The sequence below is a fragment of the Pseudomonas sp. GW821-FHT07F05 genome (assembly GCF_059418765.1).
Genome location: NZ_JBWKQL010000002.1, coordinates 136,958 through 158,977 on the forward strand (window position 1 = coordinate 136,958; position 22,020 = coordinate 158,977).

18 protein-coding genes are annotated in these 22,020 nt (G+C 63.1%); 11 read left to right on the forward strand and 7 right to left on the reverse strand.

Annotated elements, in window-relative coordinates; all coding sequences use genetic code 11:
- Window positions 1-34 precede the first annotated feature (34 nt).
- The 4 genes from lexA to AC07RO_RS04840 are packed head-to-tail and all read left to right on the forward strand — an operon-like array spanning window position 35 to window position 5,802.
- Entirely contained in the window at window positions 35-652 is a 618-nt protein-coding gene (lexA, locus tag AC07RO_RS04825; protein ID WP_495085410.1) for a transcriptional repressor LexA, read from the forward strand.
- A complete protein-coding gene (gene imuA, locus AC07RO_RS04830) occupies window positions 652-1,269 on the forward strand; it encodes a translesion DNA synthesis-associated protein ImuA (RefSeq protein ID WP_495085740.1) in 618 nt (205 codons plus the stop codon). Before lexA ends, imuA begins: the two co-directional genes overlap by 1 nt.
- Window positions 1,270-1,276: 7 nt before the next feature.
- Window positions 1,277-2,704 carry a Y-family DNA polymerase gene (locus tag AC07RO_RS04835; RefSeq protein ID WP_495085411.1) on the forward strand — a complete coding sequence of 476 codons (1,428 nt, stop codon included), beginning with the start codon at window positions 1,277-1,279 and terminating at the stop codon, window positions 2,702-2,704.
- Window positions 2,701-5,802 carry an error-prone DNA polymerase gene (locus AC07RO_RS04840; RefSeq protein ID WP_495085412.1) on the forward strand — a complete coding sequence of 1,034 codons (3,102 nt, stop codon included), beginning with the start codon at window positions 2,701-2,703 and terminating at the stop codon, window positions 5,800-5,802. Before AC07RO_RS04835 ends, AC07RO_RS04840 begins: the two co-directional genes overlap by 4 nt.
- A 252-nt stretch (window positions 5,803-6,054) precedes the next feature.
- On the opposite strand, the gene iolG is transcribed toward AC07RO_RS04840, so the two are convergent.
- Window positions 6,055-7,053, reverse strand: a complete 999-nt coding sequence (gene iolG / locus AC07RO_RS04845; RefSeq protein WP_495085413.1) for an inositol 2-dehydrogenase — start codon at window positions 7,051-7,053, stop codon at window positions 6,055-6,057.
- Between the two features lie 58 nt (window positions 7,054-7,111).
- Window positions 7,112-8,137, reverse strand: a complete 1,026-nt coding sequence (locus AC07RO_RS04850; RefSeq protein WP_495085414.1) for a LacI family DNA-binding transcriptional regulator — start codon at window positions 8,135-8,137, stop codon at window positions 7,112-7,114.
- 208 nt (window positions 8,138-8,345) lie between these two features.
- Here AC07RO_RS04850 and AC07RO_RS04855 point away from each other — a divergent pair, with 208 nt between their 5' ends.
- Window positions 8,346-9,197 carry an urea carboxylase-associated family protein gene (locus tag AC07RO_RS04855; RefSeq protein ID WP_495085415.1) on the forward strand — a complete coding sequence of 284 codons (852 nt, stop codon included), beginning with the start codon at window positions 8,346-8,348 and terminating at the stop codon, window positions 9,195-9,197.
- Window positions 9,198-9,251: 54 nt separating this feature from the next.
- On the opposite strand, the gene AC07RO_RS04860 is transcribed toward AC07RO_RS04855, so the two are convergent.
- Window positions 9,252-9,653 carry a hypothetical protein gene (locus tag AC07RO_RS04860; protein WP_495085416.1) on the reverse strand — a complete coding sequence of 134 codons (402 nt, stop codon included), beginning with the start codon at window positions 9,651-9,653 and terminating at the stop codon, window positions 9,252-9,254.
- A 301-nt stretch (window positions 9,654-9,954) separates the two neighbouring features.
- Between AC07RO_RS04860 and AC07RO_RS04865 the strand changes: the two genes are divergently transcribed.
- The 3 genes from AC07RO_RS04865 to AC07RO_RS04875 all read left to right on the forward strand — a co-directional run bounded on the left by AC07RO_RS04865 (window position 9,955) and on the right by AC07RO_RS04875 (window position 13,061).
- Window positions 9,955-10,965, forward strand: coding sequence for a zinc-binding alcohol dehydrogenase family protein (locus AC07RO_RS04865; RefSeq protein WP_192173668.1), 1,011 nt, complete (start codon window positions 9,955-9,957; stop codon window positions 10,963-10,965).
- Window positions 10,966-10,976: 11 nt separating this feature from the next.
- Window positions 10,977-12,107, forward strand: coding sequence for a mannitol dehydrogenase family protein (locus AC07RO_RS04870; protein ID WP_495085417.1), 1,131 nt, complete (start codon window positions 10,977-10,979; stop codon window positions 12,105-12,107).
- Between the two features lie 246 nt (window positions 12,108-12,353).
- Window positions 12,354-13,061, forward strand: a complete 708-nt coding sequence (locus AC07RO_RS04875) for a FadR/GntR family transcriptional regulator (protein WP_192173670.1) — start codon at window positions 12,354-12,356, stop codon at window positions 13,059-13,061.
- Window positions 13,062-13,104: 43 nt separating this feature from the next.
- On the opposite strand, the gene uxuA is transcribed toward AC07RO_RS04875, so the two are convergent.
- Entirely contained in the window at window positions 13,105-14,148 is a 1,044-nt protein-coding gene (gene uxuA / locus AC07RO_RS04880) for a mannonate dehydratase (RefSeq protein WP_423571232.1), read from the reverse strand.
- Between the two features lie 338 nt (window positions 14,149-14,486).
- On the opposite strand from uxuA, the gene AC07RO_RS04885 reads away from it, so the two are divergent.
- Window positions 14,487-15,776 (forward strand): MFS transporter, encoded by a 1,290-nt coding sequence (locus AC07RO_RS04885; protein ID WP_495085418.1) that lies wholly within the window; start codon window positions 14,487-14,489, stop codon window positions 15,774-15,776.
- 203 nt (window positions 15,777-15,979) lie between these two features.
- Here AC07RO_RS04885 and AC07RO_RS04890 read toward each other — a convergent pair whose 3' ends face one another.
- Window positions 15,980-16,879, reverse strand: coding sequence for a LysR family transcriptional regulator (locus AC07RO_RS04890; RefSeq protein ID WP_495085419.1), 900 nt, complete (start codon window positions 16,877-16,879; stop codon window positions 15,980-15,982).
- 238 nt (window positions 16,880-17,117) lie between these two features.
- Between AC07RO_RS04890 and AC07RO_RS04895 the strand changes: the two genes are divergently transcribed.
- Together AC07RO_RS04895 and AC07RO_RS04900 are read left to right on the forward strand one after the other, a co-directional pair.
- The gene (locus AC07RO_RS04895; protein ID WP_495085741.1) at window positions 17,118-18,404 is read left to right on the forward strand and encodes an MFS transporter; all 1,287 of its coding nucleotides are present in this window, start codon (window positions 17,118-17,120) and stop codon (window positions 18,402-18,404) included.
- 31 nt (window positions 18,405-18,435) lie between these two features.
- Window positions 18,436-19,710, forward strand: coding sequence for a glucarate dehydratase family protein (locus tag AC07RO_RS04900; protein ID WP_495085420.1), 1,275 nt, complete (start codon window positions 18,436-18,438; stop codon window positions 19,708-19,710).
- A gap of 471 nt (window positions 19,711-20,181) precedes the next feature.
- On the opposite strand, the gene AC07RO_RS04905 is transcribed toward AC07RO_RS04900, so the two are convergent.
- Both AC07RO_RS04905 and AC07RO_RS04910 read right to left on the reverse strand, forming a co-directional pair.
- Complete coding sequence (locus tag AC07RO_RS04905) at window positions 20,182-20,988, reverse strand: ABC transporter ATP-binding protein (protein ID WP_495085421.1); 807 nt, start codon at window positions 20,986-20,988, stop codon at window positions 20,182-20,184.
- Window positions 20,985-22,016: a FecCD family ABC transporter permease gene (locus AC07RO_RS04910; protein WP_495085422.1), complete on the reverse strand. Its 1,032-nt coding sequence runs from the start codon at window positions 22,014-22,016 to the stop codon at window positions 20,985-20,987. Before AC07RO_RS04910 ends, AC07RO_RS04905 begins: the two co-directional genes overlap by 4 nt.
- Window positions 22,017-22,020 lie beyond the last annotated feature (4 nt).

Genomic DNA, 22,020 nt, shown 5'->3' on the forward strand with positions numbered 1-22,020 from the left:
AGGCGCTAGTCAGGTTTAGTCGAGAAGAGTACAAATGTGCTCCATGACGACCCTATCCCCAAAACGCGCTGCCATCCTCACGTTCATTCGAGATCGCATCGCCCAGAATGGCCAGCCTCCCAGCCTGGCTGAAATTTCCGAAGCCTTCGGATTTGCTTCCCGCAGTGTCGCGCGCAAGCACATCGTGGCGCTTACCGACGCCGGCCTGATCGAAGTCGTCGCCAATCAGGCCCGCGGCATCCGGCTGGTGGACACCCGTCCGCGGCCGCAGATGCTCGACATTCCCGTCCTCGGGCGGGTAGCCGCCGGTGCGCCCATCGGCCCCGACCTCGATAACCACGACACCTTCACGCTGGACAGCCGCACCTTCATGCGCGTCCCGGATTACCTGTTGCGGGTGAGCGGAGATTCGATGATCGACGACGGCATCTTTGACGGCGATCTGGTGGGCATCCTGCAAAGCGCCGACGCCCGCGACGGGCAGATCATCGTGGCCCGGCTGGACGGCGAAGTGACCATCAAGCGCCTGGAGCGCGGCGATGATCAGCTGCGCTTGCTGCCGCGCAACCCTGCGTATCAACCCATCATTGTTCGGCCCGACCAGGACTTCGCCATCGAAGGCGTGTTCTGTGGCCTGGTGCGCCGGGAATGATGGGCGCGGTGGTCAGCCTCGACGCGCTGCTGGACGAGCGGCGCGTCTGGAAGGGGCGTCAGCAGGTTGCCTCGATGGCCGCGCAGCCCACCGGCCATGCGGCCCTCGACGCGGCGTTGCCCATGGGAGGCTGGCCCCCTGCGGCGATGACCGAAGTGCTGGTCGCAGCCAACGGCAGTGGTGAATTGCGGCTGATGTGGCCAACCCTGGCGCGGCTTGCTGACAGCGGCGAACGCATCGTGCTGGTTGCGCCTCCCTATCTCCCCTATGCCCAGGCCTGGCAGATGGCGGGCATCGACCTGAGGCAGTTGTCGATCATCCACGCCAACGAGCGCGATGCCTTATGGGCGGTGGAGCAATGCCTGCGCTCGGGCAGTTGCGGCGCGGTGTTGTGCTGGCCCACCAAGGTCGACGACCGCGCCCTGCGTCGGTTGCAGGTGGCCGCCGAAACCGGTGAAACCCTGGCCTTTGCCTGCCGCGGGCATGAGGCGGCCGCCAATCCGTCACCGGCCGCGCTGCGCATTGCCATCGACGCTCGCCCCAGCCAGTTGCGGGTGCTCAAGTGTCGCGGCGGGCTGGCGCCTGCTTCCCCCGTTCCGTTCACTGCTGACGCTTGAGGTTGCCATGCTCTGGGCTTGTGTCCTCCTGCCGCAGCTGGCGCTGGACGGCGTCATGCGTCGTCGCGAAAACCCTGAAGAACCGCTGGCGCTGGTCAGCGGCACGGCGCAGCGCCGGGTGCTGCAGACGGTCAACCCGGCGGCCCGGGCAATGGGCCTGCGTGCCGGCCAGTCGTTAACCGCAGCCCATGCCATGACCCGTGAGTTCGCCACGGTTGAATACGACCCCGACGAAACCGAGCGCTGGCATCGTCTGCTGGCGGCCTGGGCCTACCGTTTCAGTTCACACGTTAGCCTCAAGTACCCGCGCGTGCTGTTGATGGAGGTCGAATCCAGCTTCGGCCTGTTCGGGCCGTGGCCGGTGTTCGAAGCGCGTCTGCGTCAGGAACTCACCGAGCTGGGCTTCACCCATCGCATCGTCGCGGCGCCCAATCCTCTGGCGGCCCGCATGCTCGCCAACGCCCATGACGGTCTGGCCGTGACCGATGGCGAGGCACTGCATGAGGTGCTGGCACAGATGCCGGTCAACCGCATCGGCCTGCCAACCGAAGTCGCCACGGCCCTGGCGCGCATGGGCCTGCATCGCGTGCGACAGGTTCAGGCGTTGCCCCGTGACACCCTGGCCCGGCGTTTCCCGGCGGCGGTGCTGCAACACCTCGACACGCTGTTCGGGCGCCGGCCCATGGGGCTGGAGTGTTATGTGCCGCCGGACCGTTTCGATACCCGTATCGAGCTGAATTTCGACGTCGAATCCCATCAGGCGCTGCTGTTCCCGCTCAAGCGCATGATTGCCGATCTGGCGGTGTTTCTGGCCGGGCGCGACAGCGGCGTTCAGCGTTTCGTGATTCATCTGGAGCACGTGCCAAGCGTCGGCAGCGTGGCCCCGGACACACAGATTCCCGTCGGCCTGCTCAGTGCCGAGCGCGAAGCCAACATGTTGTTCGAGCTGGCGCGGGGCCGTCTGGAGCAAGTCGAAGTGCCGTCGCCGGTGCGCGCGTTGCGATTGCAGGCCAAGGATCTGCCGGCGTTCGTGCCCACCCACCGCGAGCTGTTCGACGACCGTCCGCAGCAGACCATGCCCTGGGAGCAACTGCGCGAGCGTTTGCGCGCACGGCTTGGGGATGAAGCGGTCGCCGGCCTGGGCTTCAATGCCGACCATCGTCCGGAACACGCCTCGCTGCCCGCTTGCCCGAACAAGCCACTGGCGCTGACCCATAAAGTGCCGCGCCCCGGCTGGCTGTTGCCCGAGCCCGAGTTACTGACCGAGCCGGGCGTGCGCGTGCTGGCCGGGCCGGAGCGCATCGAGTCGGGCTGGTGGGACGGCGGCGACGTGCGCCGCGACTATTACCTCGTCGAAACCCGCAACGGCCAGCGCGGCTGGGCGTACCGCAGCGTCGGCGACAGCAGCCTGTTGCTGCACGGCTGGTTCGCATGAGCAGGGGATACGCCGAGCTGCATTGCCTGTCGAACTTCAGCTTTCAGCGCGGGGCGTCGAGTGCGAATGAGCTGTTCGAGCGGGCCAAACTGCATGGCTATCAGGCGCTGGCGATCACCGATGAATGCACCCTGGCGGGCATTGTGCGGGCGTGGCAGGCGGCGAAGGAATGTGAGCTGCCGCTGATCATCGGCAGCGAAATCACCGTCGAGAACGGGCCGAAAATCGTCTTGCTGGTGGAGACCCTCGCCGGTTACCAGGCTTTGTGTCGCTTGATCACCCAGGGTCGGCGCCGTAGCAAGAAAGGCGAATACCGCTTGCTGCTCGAGGACTTCCAGCCGCCGCTCTCGGGGCTTTTGGCGCTGTGGCTGCCGGATCTTGAACAGGACGTCCCGACCCGGCGGAAACAAGGTGAATGGCTGCGTGGGATTTTTCAGCAGAATCTGTGGCTGAGTGTCGAGTTGCATTGCGGTCCGGATGATCGAAAGCGTCTGAACACCTTGCTCGGCATGGCACGGGCCATGGCGATTCCTGCCGTTGCCAGTGGCGACGTGCACATGCACGCCCGCGGTCGTCGGGCCTTGCAGGACACCATGAGCGCCGTTCGCCATCACACCAGCGTGGCGGAGGCAGGGCATCGGCTGTTTGCCAACGGCGAGCGGCATTTGCGACCGCTGTCGGTGCTGGGCGAGCTGTATCCGTCGAGCCTGCTGATTGAAACCGTGAACATTGCCCGGCGCTGCACCTTCGACCTCAGTGAGTTGCGCTACGAATACCCCCATGAGCTGGTGCCGCCTGACCAGTCCCCCAGCAGTTGGCTGCGGCACCTGACCGAGCAGGGCGCCAGCCGTCGCTGGCCTCAGGGCGTGCCGGAGGTCGCCCGCAGCAACATCGAAAAAGAGCTGAAAGTCATCGCGGCCAAGCGTTACGAGAGTTACTTCCTCACGGTGCATGACATCGTCAGCTTCGCCCGCGAGCAGCATATCCTCTGCCAGGGTCGGGGCTCGGCGGCCAACTCCACGGTGTGTTTCGCCCTGGGCATCACCGAGCTGGACCCGTCAAAAAGCAATCTGCTGTTCGAGCGTTTCATCTCCGAAGAGCGCGACGAGCCCCCGGACATCGACGTCGATTTCGAGCACGAACGGCGTGAGGAAGTGCTGCAATACGTGTTCCGTCGATACGGCCGGGGCAGGGCGGCGCTCACTGCGGTTGCCAGTACCTACCACGGTGCGGGGGCTGTCCGGGATGTGGCGAGGGTCCTCGGATTGCCGCCCGACCAGATCAACGCCCTGGCCGACTGCTTCAGCCGCTGGAGCGACAGCATGCCGCCCGCCGAACGCCTGCGCGAATGCGGTTTCGAACCCGACAGCCCGATCCTGCGGCGGGTACTGACACTGACCGGCGAACTCATCGGCTTCCCCCGGCATCTGTCCCAGCACCCCGGCGGTTTTGTGATTTCCGAGCATCCGCTGGAAACCCTGGTGCCGGTGGAAAACGCCGCCATGGCGGACCGCACCATCATTCAGTGGGACAAGGACGACCTCGATCTGGTCGGCCTGCTCAAAGTCGATATCCTCGCCCTGGGCATGCTCAGCGCCCTGCGCCGGACCTTCGATCTGGTCAGGGGTTATCGCGGTTACGACCTGACCCTCGCGACCATCCCCGCCGAGGACAAACCGACCTACGACATGATCACCCGCGCCGACACCATCGGCGTGTTCCAGATCGAGTCGCGGGCGCAGATGTCCATGCTGCCGCGCTTGAAGCCCAACACCTTCTATGACTTGGTGATCGAGGTCGCCATCGTCCGCCCCGGGCCGATTCAGGGCGGCATGGTCCACCCGTATCTGCGCCGCAAGAACGGCGAAGAGGAGGTGACCTACCCGTCCGATGAACTGAAAGTGGTGTTCGAGCGCACATTGGGCGTGCCGCTGTTTCAGGAACAGGTCATGCAACTGGCGATCGTCGCTGCTGATTATTCCCCCGGCGAGGCGGATCAACTGAGACGTTCCATGGCCGCCTGGAAGCGCCACGGCGGTCTTGAGCCCCATCGGATCCGCTTGAGCGAGCGCATGAAGGAAAAGGGTTACCCGGACGAATTCATCCAGCGCATTTTCGAGCAGATCAAGGGCTTCGGCAGCTACGGCTTTCCGGAATCCCACGCCGCCAGTTTCGCCCTGCTGACCTACGCCAGTTGCTGGCTCAAGTGCCACGAACCGGCAGCCTTTACCTGCGCGCTGATCAACAGCTGGCCCATGGGTTTTTACAGCCCGGATCAATTGCTGCAGGACGCCCGCCGCCATCAGATCGACGTGCACCCGGTGGACGTGCGTTACAGCGACTGGGACTGTTCGCTCGAGCCGGTTGCCGGCCGCGAATACAACCAGAACCTGGCCATTCGCATGGGCCTGCGCATGATCAAGGGGTTCCGCCAGGAGGACGCCACGCGCATCGAACAGGCCCGTGGTGTCCGAGATTTCAAGGACGTGGCCGACCTGTGCATTCGCGCCGAACTGGACAACCGGGCCCGTGCTGCCCTGGCGGATTCCGGCGCCCTGCGCGGGCTGGTGGGGCATCGGCACCGGGCGCGCTGGGAGATCGCCGGCGTCGAGATGCAACGGCCGTTGTTCGGCGACGACTGTTTTGGCGAAGAGGCCCAGGTCGCGCTGCCGCTACCGAGTGTCGCCCAGGACCTTGCAGCCGATTACGACACCCTCGGCACCACACTCGGCCCGCACCCGTTGGCTTTGCTGCGCCATAAAATGGCGGCGAAGCGTTTTCGCAGTTCCAAGGATTTGCTCGATGAAGAGCATGGCCGCAGTTTCAGCGTCGCCGGGCTTGTCGTCGGTCGGCAACGGCCCGGCACCGCCAGTGGCGTGACCTTTGTGACGCTTGAAGACGAACACGGAATGATCAACGTCGTGGTCTGGCGTGATCTGGCCGAGCGTCAACGTAAGGTGCTGGTGGGGTCGCAGCTGATGCAGGTGTTCGGCAAGTTCGAATTCCAGAAGGGCGTGCGTCACGTCATCGCCCAGCGATTGTTCGACCTCACGCCAATGCTCACCGGGCTTGATGTGCGCAGTCGGGATTTCAAGTGATGCGCAGGGAAACGTCGAACATGACGTGATTGCCGAGATGCCGGCGATAAACATTGTGGGAGTGAGCTTGCTCGCGAAAAGGGCCGTCCATCCGCAGAATCTTTGGCGACTGGAATGCTGTCTTCGTGAGCAAGCTCACTCCCACATGGGCCGCATCTGCTGCGCGATACCGTGGCGTCTTGACGACGGGCAATCCCCCACAAAATGTTCACCTGCCCGATCCTGAGTTCGGGCGACGCGTTTCTCCGCGACTCAGATCTCCACCTTCACCGCCCGCCCGGTCTTGATCGATTCGATGGCGCAGTTGGCCAGATGCAGGGCTCTCAAGCCGTCGCGGGCGTTGGTGGGCAGGGTTTCGTTGCCCCGCACCGCGTCGATGAACTGGTTCAGCTCGATGCGATACGAAGCGGCATAACGCTCGAGAAAGAAATTCTCCAGGGGCTCACGCACTTCGGTTTGCGTGGCACTGTAGCTGCGCACGGTGCTCGGGCGATGGTTGTCGTTGAGGATCATCCCCTTGGAGCCGAACACTTCCAGGCGCTGGTCATAGCCGTACACGGCTTCGCGGCAGCAATTGATGTGGCACTGTTTTCCGGAGGCGGTGCGCAGCAGCACCATCACGCTGTCGTAGTCGTCGATTTGCGCCAGTGCGGGCTCCACCAGTCGGCTGGCGATGGCGATGACTTCGATGGGTTCTTCGCCGAGCAGCGTGCGCGCGGCGTCGAAATCATGGATGGTCATGTCGCGGAAGATGCCGCCGGAGTGGGTCAGGTATTCCACCGGCGCCAGACCCGGATCACGGCTGGTGATGACCACCTGGCGCACCTCGCCGATGTCCCCGCGAGCGATGGCCTTGCGCATCTGCAGGGTGTCGGGGTCGAAGCGGCGGTTGAAACCGAGCATCACTTTGCCGTTCAGGCGCTCGATCTCTTCCACCGCGCGGGCGGCTTTGGCGAAATCCAGATCAATGGGTTTCTCGCACAGTACGGGTTTGCCTAGCTTGACCGCCCGCAGCATCAGGTCGATGTGGGTGTCGGTGGGCGTGCCGATGACAATCGCATCCACGTCGTCACGGGCAATGGCTTCGGCGCAGTCATAGGCCGCGACGCAGCCCAGCTTTCCGGCGAGGGTGTCAACCCCTTCGCGCCAGGGGTCAGCGATCACCGTGAGTTGCACGTTGGGATTGGCGGCCACGTTGGCTGCGTGAATGTTGGCGATACGGCCTGCGCCGAGGACAGCAATGCGTAGCATGGGGGGATCTCCGGGATTGTTGTTATGGGGTGATCGGCGTAACGGGTGCGGCTGCACATCAGTGCGTCAGGTTGAACGGCGTGACCACCTGCACGTGGGAAACGGGAATCGGCACCGCCTTCCACAGGCGATGAAACTGCAGGATGTGCAGAAACGCGTTGCGGGCGTCGACCTGCAGGTTGTGATCGATGATCGCGGCAATCTTTTCTTCCGCCAGCAGTTGGCGGTTTTCCTGATCGAGGTCGTGGCCGATGAACACCTCAAGGGGGCGATTCAGTGCGGCGAAGGCTTCGACGATCGCGCGGTTGCCGCCGCCGACGCTGTAAATGGCCTTGATCGACGGATTGTCCTGCAGCGCTCGAGTCACTTTCTCGAAGGTCGGCTCATGCACCCCGAACCCTCCGGTGACGTCGACGACGCGCAAATGCGCCGCACGGCTGCGCAGCCAGGTGCGGAAACCCATTTCTCGCTCTTCCTCGCCACGAAACAGCTCACTGCTGATCACCACGGCCACGTCCTGGGCGGCATCGTCCAGCCAGCGCGACATCAGGTACGCCGCGGTCTGCCCGGCAGTGCGATTGTCCATGCCGATGTAACCGATGCGCTCACTCTGGGGCAGATCGGAAACAAAGGTCACCACCGGCACACCCGCCGCCGTGGCCTGATTCACCGCTTCGTTGATCGGCAATTCATCCGCCGCCTTGATGATCAGGCCCTGACTGCCTTTCTCGACGCAACGCAGAATCAGGTCGTGCATCTGCTGCGTGCCGATGGCCTGATACAGGTGAAAGCGCGGAAAGATCCGAAACGGCGCCAGACTGCCGAGCTGGGCGAGAATCGCCTCCTGCACCGCGTCGCTGAAGCGCTTGGGCGTGTGCAGGATGACGTCGATATGAAAGGTGCGGCCCACCGCAGGCCCGGATTTTTCCTGGGCTTCGAGTTCTTCGAGGGCTTGATGAATGCGGCGGTGGGTCTGGTAATGCACGCTGCCGCGCTGATGCAGGACGCGATCGACCGTCGCCTTGCTCACGCCGGCCTGGGTTGCGATCTGCTTGATGGAAAAACGTCTGGCGCGGTCGAGCATGTGAATCCCCTGAAGCCTCTCGATGAGGTCTTGTTGAGGTCGATTCGGGGCCTCGGTGAGGCTGTCGCAATGCTAGCCGCAGTTCTATTGCTTGTACAGATGGAAATTAAATTCCAAATCAGGGAGGTTCGTTAATCTCTGAAAGCCATTGGCACGGGCTGTGCTGTGCTCAAATCCCTTAGAAGTCAATCACTCGCCAGGAGCACCCATGTACAAAGACTATCCCGCTGCTTATCAGGTCAGCAAAGGCTCGGCGCTGCAGGTCGACACGGCGTTTTATCAACGCATCCGTGAGGCGCAGGACAGCCGCACCCTGGTCGAGCAGTTCGAAGTGCCGATCCGCACCGGGCGGGCGTGGAAGGTCAAGGCCGGCCAAGTGTTCCGCGTGACCACCCCGGTGGGCCCGCAAGTGGGCGACTTCAATGTCTGGAGCGCCGACGACCCGCGCGAACGCATGTGGGCCGCGCGCACCCGGCAATTGCAGGGCGCCCATGTCACGACCCACGACCGTCTGTGGTCGAACCTGCCGTTCCTGCGGCCGATGGTCACCATCACCGACGACAGCCTCGCCAGCTATGGCATCGACGAGCACGGCGGTCGGCTGCATGACCTGCTCGGCACCCGCTGCGATCCCTACGTCAACAAGATGCTCACCGGCGAAGACTTTCACCATCACTGCCATTCGAACCTGACCCGCGCCGTGTTGCCCCACGGCCTGACCGAATTCGACGTGCACGACGTGCTGAACATCTTCCAGTGCACCGGCTTGAATCACGACGATCTTTATTTCATGAAAGCCTGCCCGGCCAAACAGGGCGATTACCTTGAGTTCTTCGCCGAAATCGACCTGCTTTGCGCGTTGTCGACGTGCCCCGGCGGCGACCTTTCATTGCCAATGTGGGGCCCGGATGCCCAGGATCCGCTGACCGTGTGCCGGCCGTTGGGCGTAGAAATCTACGACATTGATGCGGCGTTGCTCCAGGGCTGGGAGCAGCCCAAACGCGCGGCCTACAACGGCTTGCACGGGTTGAAGATCGACAAGGCTGACTGGGACAAGTAAGGCGGTTGGGATGCTGGTTTTCCGGTGACTGACCCTGCGGGCCTGTCACCGCGTTCAGGCATCCCGCAACAAGTCGTGGGCGTTGAGCAGGCGCCAGGCGATTTCGGGGTTCTTTTCGAGGCCCCGGCGTATGGCCGCAGGGATCGCGGCGCGGGTCTTGCGGCACATGCCGGGCAGTTCGGCGATGTCGATGACCATGCCGCGCATGCTGCGCACTTCATTGAAGCCGGGAGCGATATCGAGGCGGATGCCGAGTTGGTCGAACATCCGCTGTTGCAGGCGCTGCAGATCGTCCAGGCTGGCGATATTTTCCAGTCGATCAAGAAGACGTTTTTCTTCCTGCCGGGTCAGGCGAAGGATGCGCACGTCCGCACCCTCCAGCTCCAACAGGCGGTCGCGGTCGCATTGACAGGCGCCGGGCGGGCAGGGCGAGCGGATCGGCAATGGGGAATTCATGGGCTCCGATCATAACCATGGGCTGTGGGGATTTATAGCCGTGGCACTGTCAATCGCGCCGAAAAATTGAACGGCTAATTTGGTAAGGCCAATAGCTTGATTGTCTAATTGGTCTTGCCAATGATGGGGCGGCTGTGTAGTTTTTTCCTGCAGCGCCGCACTTGTCATCGCCCAAGCCACTGCAACTGCGGCCCGCGCTTCCAGAATCCATTCACCACCTCACAACAACAAGATCACTGCCCGGCAACCTGCGGCTCTGGCCGTTTCAGCGACGCCGGCGTGCCTGGTCTGGAGAGAGAAAATGCTCACCGTCGTCTGCGAAAAACCCGGTTCCCTGCTGGCCCTCGACCGTCCGAAACCCGAACGCGCACCCGGCGAGACGCTGGTTCGCATCAAGCGGGTCGGGGTTTGCGGTACTGATTTGCACATCTTCAACGGCAATCAGCCGTTCCTTGAATACCCCCGGGTCATGGGCCACGAATTCTCCGGCATCGTCGAGCAAAGCGAGGCGGGCAGTGGCCTTGAGCCCGGCGACGTGGTCTATGTGATGCCATACCTGTCCTGTGGCGACTGCATCGCCTGCCGTCAGGGCAAGACCAATTGCTGCGTGCGCATTCAAGTGCTGGGCGTCCACCGCGACGGCGCGTTCACTGAATACCTGAGCCTGCCCCACGGCTTCGTGCTCAAGGCCGACGGCGTGACGCTGGATCAGGCGGCCATGATCGAATTTCTGTCCATTGGCGCCCACGCGGTGCGTCGTTCGGACGTGCAATCCGGCCAACGAGCGCTGGTGGTCGGCACCGGCCCGATCGGCATGGCGGTGGCGATTTTCTCCCGCCTGCGTGGGGCGAAAGTCACTGTGCTCGACACCCGCGAGGACCGCCTGACGTTCTGCAAGCAGCATCTGCAGATCGACTCGGCCGTGCTGATCGGCGCAGACGACAAGGAGCAACTGGAGCAATTGACCCAGGGCGAGTTTTTCGATGTGGTGTACGACGCCACCGGCAACGCCAAGGCCATGGAGCGCGGTTTCGAGTTCATTGCCCACGGCGGAAAATACGTGCTGGTGTCCATCGTTCGCGACACCATCAGCTTCTCCGACCCCGAATTTCACAAGCGCGAAGCGACCCTGATGGGCAGTCGCAACGCCACCGTCGAAGACTTCCGCTACGTCGAGCAATGCCTGCGCGACGGCTTGATCCCCGACGCAGCGCTCAACACCCACCGCATGGCCCTGAGCGAAGTGACCGAACGCTTCACCACGCTGCTCGACCCTGCGCAGCGGGTCGTCAAAGCCATCGTCGAATGCTAGGAGGCGCGGGCATGCACGCGACCCCGTTCACCCCCATTCTGCAGTTCGGCACCAGCCGTTTTCTTCAGGCCCATGCTGACCTGTTCATTTCCCAGGCCCTGGAGAACGGCGAAGCGCTGGGCAGAATCACCGTCGTGCAAACCACCGGCAGCGCCGACAGCGCCCAGCGAGTTGCGGCGTTGGCCGGTGGCACGGGTTATCCGGTGCGCATTCAGGGCGCGGAAAACGGTCGCACGGTGGATGAAGAGTATTGGTCGACATCGATTGCCGGCGCGCTGCAAGCCGGTCCCGACTGGACGTTGATTCGTCAGGCGATACGGCACGACGTGCAGGTGGTCATCTCCAACACCGGCGACAAAGGCTACGTGCTGGATGCGGCGGACACGGCGTCTTGCCTGGCCGCCGAGGCGCCGACGCCCGAGAGTTTTCCGGCGAAACTGCTGGTGTTGCTCCATGACCGCTGGCAGGCGAACCCTGATGCGCCGCTCTCGCTGTTCCCCTGTGAACTGGTGTCGCGCAACGGCGACGTGCTGCGCGACCTGATCATTGCGCTGGCGGCGGAGTGGGGCATCGATAGCGGGTTTGCCCACTACCTGCGCGAGACCTGTCGCTGGGCGAATTCCTTGGTTGATCGCATCGTCTCGCAGCCCATTCAGCCAGTGGGTGCCATTGCCGAGCCGTACGCGATCTGGGCCATTGAGCGTCAGCCGGGGCTGGTGCTGCCGTGTACGCACCCTTGCGTAGTAGTGACGGATCAACTGGAGCAGTACGAGCAGTTCAAATTGTTCATGCTCAACCTCGGGCACACTTGGCTGGCCGAGCGTTGGTTGACGGATGGCAGGCCGTCCGACGAAATCGTGTTTCAGGCGATGAACGACCCGCTGCTGCGCGAGAGCCTGGAGGATCTGTGGGAGCGGGAGGTGCTGCCTGTGTTTGCGGCGAAGGGCCAAGGGGATCAGGCGCGGGATTATCTGGCCAGCGTTCGCGATCGTTTTTTGAACCCGTTTTTGCAGCACAGGATTGCCGACATCGCGCAGAACCACGAGGAGAAGAAACGCCGCAGGTTCTTGCCGGTGGTGGAGATGGGGCGGGGGATTGCTGGGTTGGAGCAGCCGACGCTCAAGGGAGCGCTGGCGGAGTGATTCCCGGCTAAAGCCGGTCCTACTAAATGGGACGCATCCATTGATGATCGTCCCTACGCTCCGCGTGGGAATGCCGCCCGGGACGCTCCGCGTCCCCTCGTGTGACGCAGAGCGTCAGGGGATGTGTTCCCACGCGGAGCGTGGGGAACAATCATAAATTAAGGTTGTTCGCCGACTGCAAGGCCACCTGACAAGGCGCCCCAACGCCTGTGATATCCTCCGGCGCATCCTGATGGAACGTGATTGATGACCGCGCCAAGCCCAGCCCCCGAACGCCGCCTTTACCAGATCACCGCCGACCGATTGCGCGAGCACATTCGCAAGCATGGCATCGCCCCCGGCGCGCGGCTGCCGCCTGAACGTGATCTGGCGCAGTTGCTCGGGGTCTCTCGTCCGTCCTTGCGCGAAGCCCTGATTGCCCTGGAAATCGAAGGCAGCGTCGAGATTCGCATGGGTTCCGGCATCTATGTCTGCGAGCACCTGCTGGGCGTCAAAGGCAAAACCCGCACCTTGGGCGAGAGCCCGTCAGAGCTGATGCAGGCCCGGGCGTTGATCGAAGGCGAGAGCGTGATGCTGGCCTGTCTGCACGGCAGCAAAGCTGATTTCCGCTACCTGCAGGGGTGCATCGACAAGATGCGCGAGGGTGCGCTCAAAGGCGTGCCGGCACTGGACGACGACCGCAAATTCCACCAGCGGCTGGCGAAAATGAGCGGCAACTCGACCCTGGTGCGCATCATCACGTCCCTGTTCGAAGAGCGTTACAGCCCGCTCACCGCCCACGTCAGCGAACACTCCGAAACCCGCGAAACCTGGGCCATGGCGGTGGCCGAGCACGAAGCCATCCTGCACGCCGTGCAGACCCGCGACCTGATCGGCGCCCAGACCGCCATGCGCGAACACCTGCGCCGGTCCGAAGCGCGCTGGCTGGACGGGATGGACGCGGAATTGCGTTAACAGTCGCCCGCCGCAAGGCGGTGCTGTTCAAAGGTCCTCAGCCTCACGCCATGGTCTTGCGAATCCCTTCCCACAAGCCGTTCAGGTACACCGCCCCCAGCGCCCGGTCGTACAGGCCGTAGCCCGGTTTGCCGGTTTCACCCCAGATCATCCGCCCGTGGTCAGGGCGGTAATAGCCCTCGAAGCCGGTCTCGACGTAGGCCTTGACGATCTCGGCCATGTCCAGCGAGCCGTCTTCCGAGCGGTGCGCGGTCTCGTAGAAATCACCGGCTTCGTTGACCTTCACATTGCGCAGATGGGCGAAGTGAATGCGTCCCTGACCGCCGAATTCTCTGACCAGCGACGGGATGTCGTTACCCAGATCGGCGCCGAGGGAGCCTGAACACAGCGTCAGGCCATTGGCCGGGTCGTCGACCATCGCCAGTATGTGCGCCAGGTCCTCGCGGTTCTTCACCACCCGTGGCATGCCGAACATGGAGCGCGGCGGGTCGTCCGGATGTAGGGCCATTTTGATGCCCGCATCTTTCGCCACCGGAATGATCCGCTCCAGAAAATACGCCAGTCGCTCGCGCAAAGTGGCCTCGTCGACCTGAGCGTATTCGTTGATCAGCGCGCGCAGGACTTCCGGCTCGTAGCTGACGTCCCAGCCGGGCAGGCTGATGCCGTTGTCGAGATTCGCCTGCTCGATCATCGCCACGTCGAACGCCAGGGTGGTCGAACCGTCCGGCAGCTCCATGGCCAGGGTCGAGCGTGTCCAGTCGAACACCGGCATGAAGTTGTAGCAGACCACCTTGATCCCGCAGGCCGCAAGGTTGCGCAGGGTCTGGCCGTAGTTGTCGATCAATTGATCGCGGGAAGGCAAACCACGCTTGATGTCTTCGTGGACCGGCACGCTCTCGATGACCTCCAGCTCAAGGCCGTGGGCATTCACCGTGGCTTTCAGGGCGGCGATTTTCTCCAGCGGCCAGACCTCGCCCACCGGGATGTCGTAAATGGCGGAGACCACGCCGGTCATGCCGGGGATCTGACGAATATAGGGCAGGGTGACGGGATCGCTGTCGCCGTACCAACGGAAGGTCATTTTCATTACGCAGTCCTTGTTGTTATGGGGAGCGGGCCGCTCAAGACCGCCTGTGCTTCATTGAAGCCGGCCGGAGCGTGGCGTGCGCAGCAGCATAGATTGGTCAGGCCAAATTATGCAAATCCCGACCGTCGAGCCATAAATCGGCAAATAAATCGCCTTTTCGATTTCCATATCCCGGATTGCGGGTCTAGTATCGGCTGCATTCGGATATTTGGTCAGGCCAATTATGTCGTTCCCAAAGAGGGCTTTATCCCTCGGTGAACAGCGCGTGAATCAGGGCCCGGGCGCTAGACGAAGCTCTAACGACGTCTTACTCATAAAAATAATTAGGAGGACTCGCCATGCAGAAAGGGCGCTGGTTGGTAATTTTTCTGTGCTTCCTGGCGGTGGCCATCAACTACATCGACAGGGCCAACCTCGCGGTTGCCGCCCCCTATATCCAGAAAGAACTCGGTTTGGGCTCAGGGCAAATGGGCCTTCTGCTCAGCGGTTTCTTCTGGACCTACGCACTCATGCAAATGCCGTTTGGCTGGTTCGTCGACAAGGTCGGCGCGCGCATCGCGCTGCCCCTCGCAGTGGCCTGGTGGTCGCTGTTCACGGCGGCCACGGCGGCGGCCGGGAGCCTGGCGGCGATGTTCGGTTGCCGCCTGATGCTCGGCGTGGGGGAGGCGGGGGCGTATCCGTCCTGCGCGAAAATCGTCAGCCAGTGGTTCGACGTCAAGGAACGCGGCTTTGCCACCAGCATCTTCGACAGCGGCTCGCGGGTCGGCTCGGCGCTGTCCATCCCGCTGGTGGCGCTGATCATCGAGCTGTGGGGCTGGCGCGCGTCGTTCATCATCACCGGCGCAGTGGGTTTGATCTGGGTCGTGGGCTGGTTCCTGATCTACAAAGAGCCTCAAGCGGTTGCGGCCATCGAGCAGCACGAAGCGGGCAAGGCGGCGACCCTCGCCGCACGGCCGAAAGTGAAATGGGCGTCGCTGTTTCGTCACCGCACCCTGTGGGGGATGATGCTGGGCTTCTTCTGCCTGAACTTCGTGATCTATTTCTTCATCACCTGGTTCCCGACCTACCTGGTCACCGAACGCGGTTTCTCGCTGAAATCCCTCGGAACACTCGGTACCATTCCGGCGATCGCGTCCATCGTCGGCGGCTGGATCGGCGGGCTGACCTCCGACGCGCTGTATCGCCGGGGCTGGAGCCTGACCGCTGCGCGCAAGACCTGCATCGTCGGCGGCATGCTGATGTCGTCGAGCATTTCCCTGTCGGTGTTCGTCGATGGCACCTACGCGATGCTCGGCTTTTTCAGCCTGGCCTATGCGAGCCTGGCGTTTGCCGGCGCGAGCATCTGGTGCCTGCCGGCTGACGTCGCGCCGACCCCGGCCCATGTAGCCTCGATCGGTGGCATTCAGAACTTCGCATCGAATACCGCCGGCATCTTCATCACTACTTTCACCGGCTTCATGCTGGTGATCGGCAACGGCTCGTTCACCGCGCCGCTGCTCACCGCCGGGGCGTTTGCGCTGCTGGGGGCGTTCAGCTACCTGTTCATCGTCGGCAAGATCGAGCCGTTTTCCACGACGCCGGAGGATGCCGCGCCGCTGGATGCGACAGCGGTCGCCCAGCGCACCTGAGTGTTGAAATGGATGCGGGCATCACTTTTGCGGGGTGCCCACTGACGCTTTCCCGGCTGAAGCCGGTCCCACAAGTCGGCGTTCCAGCCAGTCCCATTGAATGCACGCGGATGGTTTAGTGGGACCGGCTTTAGCCGGGAAGAGGCCAGTGCAGGCACCGTCACGTTCACGGTGTGATTGACGCGTTCCCGGCCGCATCCGCTTCACACCCCTTCGGCTTTCACCGCCGCGCGAATCGCCTCCAACAGCATCTGACACGCCGGGTTGTCGTTGTCCGAGCGCCAGACCAGGTGCAGCTCGCTCTGCACCCCTTCACCGAGATCGATGTCGCGGAACGTCACGCCTTTGAACACCACATTCGTAGCGCAGCGGGGCACCAGCGCCAGGCCCATGCCGGCATTCACCAGCGCCAGAATGGTCAGCGACGAACCCAGCCACTGCACGTACTCCGGCGCCACTTGCGCCGAGCGAAACATGCCGGTGAGCAGTTCGTTGAACGGTGGGTAAGCCGAGTGGGAGTACATCAGGAAGGGCTGGGCGTCGAGGTCCTGCACGCCGATGTGCCGGGCGTTGGCCAGCGGATGACTGCTGGGCACCGCCAGCACAAATGGCTCGCGGACCAGGCATTCGGTTTCATAACCGGGTTGCAGCAGCGGCGCCCGCACGATGCCCAGATCGATGCGCCGGGCGCGCAGGGCTTCATGTTGCTGATAGGTATTGAGTTCGGTCAGGGAGATTTTCACGTGGGGCTGGTTCTGCCGCGCTTCGGCGATCACCCGTGGCAGAAACTCGTACACCGCGCTGCCGACGAAGCTGATGGTCACCGAGCCGATGTCGCCCTCGGCAAAGCGCCGCGCGGCGATGGCCGCCTGATGCGCACGTTCCAGCAGCGTCTGGGCTTCGATGAAAAATGCCCGACCCGCCGCGGTCAAGGCGACGCTGCGGGTGTTGCGGTTGAACAGCTGAACCCCCAGCGAATGCTCAAGCAGCTGGATCTGCCGACTCAGCGGTGGCTGGGTCATGTTCAGCCGTTCGGCAGCCCGGCGGAAGTTGAGTTCGGTGGCGACGGTGGTGAAGCAGCGTAGCTGGGCAAGCTCGAACATTGATCTATTCCGGGTATCAATCAACAGTCAATCTAGATTAGACGGGAACAATGCGGCGGTCCATGATCGGCTCATCACCTGCATTTCCCACGCTCATCCCAAAAAAAATACAAAGACCGGGAGTCGCACCTTGAACCGCACCGTTCCCACGCCTGAACCCATCAGCAGCGCCGATCCCACTGTTCTGGCCCGCGCGGCTGCGAAAGTGAAGCGTCATGTGTTGCCGTTGTTCGTGATCATGTTCATCGTCAACTACATCGACCGGGTCAACATCGGCTTCGTCCGCAGCCACATGGAAACCGACCTAGGCATCGGCGCCGCGGCCTACGGGCTCGGCGCCGGGCTGTTTTTCGTCGGCTACGCGCTGTTCGAAGTCCCGTCAAACATGCTCCTGCAACGCTTCGGCGCCCGCGCCTGGCTGACGCGCATCATGTTCACCTGGGGCGCAGCGGCGATGGCCATGGCCTTCGTGCGCGGCGAAACCAGTTTCTATGTGCTGCGCTTCATCCTCGGCGCGGCCGAAGCGGGGTTCTTCCCGGGCATCATTTATTACTTCACCCAGTGGCTGCCTTCGAGCGAACGCGGCAAGGCCATGGCCATCTTCCTCAGCGGCTCGGCCATTGCCTCGGTGATTTCCGGGCCGGTGTCCGGGGCCTTGCTCGGCGTCAGCGGCATGAACCTGCACGGCTGGCAGTGGATGTTCATCATCGAAGGCTTCGCCTCCATCGCCCTGTGCGGCTTTGTCTGGTTCTGGCTGCAGTCCCATCCCCGCGAGGCGAAGTGGCTGAGCGAAGAAGAGAAGGGTGCACTGATCAGTGCCATCGACGCCGAACAGCGCGCCCGTGAAGCGGCGCAAGTAATCAAGCCGTCGATCTTCAAGCTGCTCGCCGACCGGCAGATCATGCTCTTTTGCTTCATTTACTTTTCCGTGGCCCTGACCATCTACGGCGCGACGTTCTGGCTGCCGAGCATGATCAAGAAGATGGGTAGCCTCAGCGATTTCGAAGTCGGCCTGTTGAACTCGATCCCGTGGATCATCTCGATCATCGCCATGTACGGCTTCGCCGCGCTGGCGGCCCGCTTCAAGCGTCAACAGGCGTGGGTTGCGGTCACCCTGGTGATTGCCGCCTGCGGAATGTTCATGTCCACCGTCGGCGGGCCGATCTTCGCCTTCGTCGCCATCTGCTTCGCGGCCATCGGTTTCAAAGCGGCGTCCGCGCTGTTCTGGCCGATTCCCCAAGGCTATCTGGACGCGCGCATCGCAGCGGCGGTGATCGCGCTGATCAACTCGATCGGCAACCTCGGCGGCTTCGTGGCGCCCACCGCGTTCGGCTTTCTGGAGCAGAAAACCGGCTCCATTCAAGGCGGCATGTACGGCCTGGCACTCACCTCATTGGTGGCGGCCGTGGTGATCTTTTTCGCCCGTACCACACCGAAAGGCGACCCACACCGCCCAAAGCTTGAGGACGCTGCGCCACTGCGAGCAGCCGCGTCGCTCAGCTCATCGTCAAGCGTCAAACCCTAGCCTCACACCCTGATTGACCGGGAGAAGTCATTTGAAAATCACACGCGTCACCGTCACCCCGATTGCCTTCCGCGATCCGCCGTTGCTCAACGCCAGCGGCATCCACCAGCCGTTTGCCCTGCGCTCGATCATTGAAGTCGAAACCGACAACGGCTACCTCGGCCTGGGAGAAAGCTACGGCGATGCCCCGGCCCTGGCGATTCAGCAGCAGTTGCAGAGCCAGTTGATCGGCATGGACCCGTTCAACCTCAATCAACTGCGGGCGGTGGTCAAAGCCACGGTGGCGGCGAACAAACCCACTTCGGTAGCGGGTGCCGAATTGGCGCCGGGTTCCCATGCCAGCAAGGCGGTGAGCAATGCCTATTCGGCGTTTGAAGTGGCGTTTCTGGATGTGCAGGCACGTTCCATGAATCTGCCATTGGTTGACCTGCTGGGCGGTGCCGTTCGCGACCGCGTGCCGTTCAGTGCGTACCTGTTCTTCAAATACGCCCAGCACGCCGATTCGCCCTACGCGCCCGACAGCTGGGGTGAAGCGCTGAGCGAAGAACAGATCGTCGCCCAGGCGCGGCGGATGATCGACGCCTACGGCTTCAAAAGCATCAAACTCAAAGCCGGCGCTCTGGACCCAGAGCACGAAGTGTCCTGCATCAAAGCGCTGAAAAAGGCCTTCCCGGGCTATCCGCTGCGCATCGACCCGAACGGCAACTGGTCGTTGGAAACCTCGATCCGCATGGCCGAACTGCTCGGCGATGACCTGCAATACTACGAAGACCCGACCCCCGGACTGGAGGGCATGGCCGAACTGCACACACGCACCGGCCTGCCGCTGGCGACCAACATGGTCGTCACCGACTTCGACGAATTCCGCCGCAGCGTCGCGCTGAACAGCGTGCAGATCGTCCTCGCCGACCACCATTACTGGGGCGGCCTGCGCGACACCCAGGCCCTGGCAAAAATGTGCGACACCTTCGGCCTCGGCGTCTCCATGCACTCCAACTCCCACCTGGGCATCAGCCTCATGGCCATGACCCACGTCGCCGCCGCCGTCCCCAACCTCGACTTCGCCTGCGACACCCACTACCCGTGGCAAGAACCGGACGAAGAAGTCATCAAAGGCGGCAAACTTCCCATCATCGACGGCTGCGTCCACCTCACCCGCGAGCCTGGGCTGGGGCTTGAACTGGACTATGACCAGCTGGGCAAACTCAATGACCAATTCCTGACGTGCGGGATTCGCCAGCGGGATGATGTGCGGCAAATGCAGAAATACAAACCGGAGTGGAAGGCGGTGAAGCCGAGGTATTGAGGTTGGGGGTGGGGCTGCATGAACGGCGCCGTTTGGGATACCGCATTCGCGAGCAAGCTCGCTCCCACAAATACCGTTCAGGCCGGAGATCCTTCAGCGCCTGAACTGGCCTCTTCCCGGCTAAAGCCAGTCCTACGAGACCGCGTCAAGCCAGTGAGGGACGCGTGACCTCACTGTAGGACCGGCTTCAGCCGGGAAGCCTTTGATCTGCTCTTGATCTTCATACCCAAAAGGCTCAAACACCGCAAAACGCGACTTGGGTGCAGGCTGAACGGAGGTCTCGCGGAGTGGGCCGAGCCGCATGGATGCGGCGAGAGCGCCGTCAGGGCATGGATGCCCGTTCGGCGCGGGCCCACGCAGCGAGACCGGAGTGAAGGTATTCCGACGAAGGAGGAACCCAACCAGGAGCAAGCACCCTTGGTTACTTGGGGTGCTTTTCCAAGTAACTCGCCGAAGGCGAAAACGAGGCCGTTAGGCCGACGCCTTTGATCTTGGCGCCCTCAACCTCAACACCTTAGCCCCGTCAAACGGATCAACCAACCAATGCCCCCGCACCCCAAAAACCTCACCCAATAGCTCCGGCGTCAACACATCAAACGGCGAACCCAACGCCACCAACCGCCCCCCATCCATCACCGCCAGACGATCACACCCCAGCGCCTGATTCAAATCATGCAACGCCACCACCGTCGTCACCGGCAAATCCTGCACCAACCGCAAAATCGACAACTGCTGCTGAATATCCAGATGATTCGTCGGCTCATCCAGCAACAACACCTGCGGCCGCTGCGCCAAAGCCCGCGCAATATGACCCCGCTGCTGCTCCCCACCCGACAACGTATGCCACGCCCGATGCGCCAAGTGCTGCACACTCACATCCGCCAGCGCCTGCGCCACAATCCGGTCATCGTCCGCGCCCCACGGCGCCAGCGCCGAGAGCCACGGCGTACGGCCCAACTCAACCGCCTGCAACAGACTGATCGAATCACCCGTCTGCGCGTGCTGCTCCACCACCGCCACCTGCCGCGCAATGTCCCGCCGGCTCAGCGACGACAATCGCTGCCCGCCCAGGCGAACGTCGCCCTGAGACGGCGACTGAATCCCCGCCAGCAACTTCAGCAGCGTCGACTTCCCCGAGCCATTGGGCCCGACGATCCCCAGGTTTTCCCCCGGCCGAATCGCCAGGCTCACCCCACTGAGCAGCGACGCGCCCTTGACCGAATAACTCAGGTCACTGCCTTCCAGCATGGCACCGGGCACCTCCTGACGGGCGTTCATCGAGGACGATTCCCGCGGACCAGAATCATGGCGAAAACCGGCGCGCCGACCAGCGCCGTAATGACCCCGATCGGCAACACCTGACCCTTGATCAAGGTGCGCGACAGCACGTCGGCGGCGATCATGAACAGCGCGCCGATCAGGGCGCTCAAGGGCAACAGACGCGCGTGGCGCACCCCGGCCATCAGGCGCACCGCATGGGGAATCACCAGCCCGACGAAGCCGATGGAGCCGACGATCGACACCATCACCGCCGTCATCAGCGCGGCGGTGAGAATCAGCACGGCCTGCACCCGGCGCACCGGAATGCCCAGGGATGCCGCCGAGTCGCTGCCGAACGTGAACGCATCCAGCGCGCGCCGATGCCACAGGCACACCAGCAAGCCGAGCACCACGACCGGCACCGACAGCGCCACCGACGACCAGCGCACGCCGCTGAGATTGCCCAGCAACCAGAACATGATCCCGCGGGCCTGTTCGGCATTGGCCGACTTGGTGATCAGGAAGGACGTCAGGGCGTTGAACAGCTGGGACCCGGCAATGCCCGCCAGGATGATCTGGCCGGCAGCGGTCTGGCCCCGAGAGGAGCGGGCGAGCAGGGCGACCAGCGCGAAGGCAGCAATCGCCCCGGCAAACGCGCCGGTGGAGAGTGAAATCGTCCCGGCACCGATGCCGATGATCGCCACCAGCACCGCGCCAGTCGAAGCGCCGGCGGAAATGCCCAGCAAGTAGGGATCGGCCAGCGGGTTGCGCAGCAGCGATTGCAGAACCACACCCGACACCGCCAGCCCTGCGCCGCAGGTGGCGGCCACGATGGCCCGGGTCAGGCGGTAATTCCAGACGATGCCCTCATCGATGGGGTCGAGGGGATAGCCTGTGGCCCACAGCTTGTTCGCCAGCACCTGAACGATCACCGGCAGGCTGATCGACGTCTCGCCGATCGCCACGCCCGCCAGCACCGCCAACGCCAGCAACGCGGTGGCCCAGGCAACGTGGCCGAAGATTCGAACGACGCTCGAACGGGGCATGCTG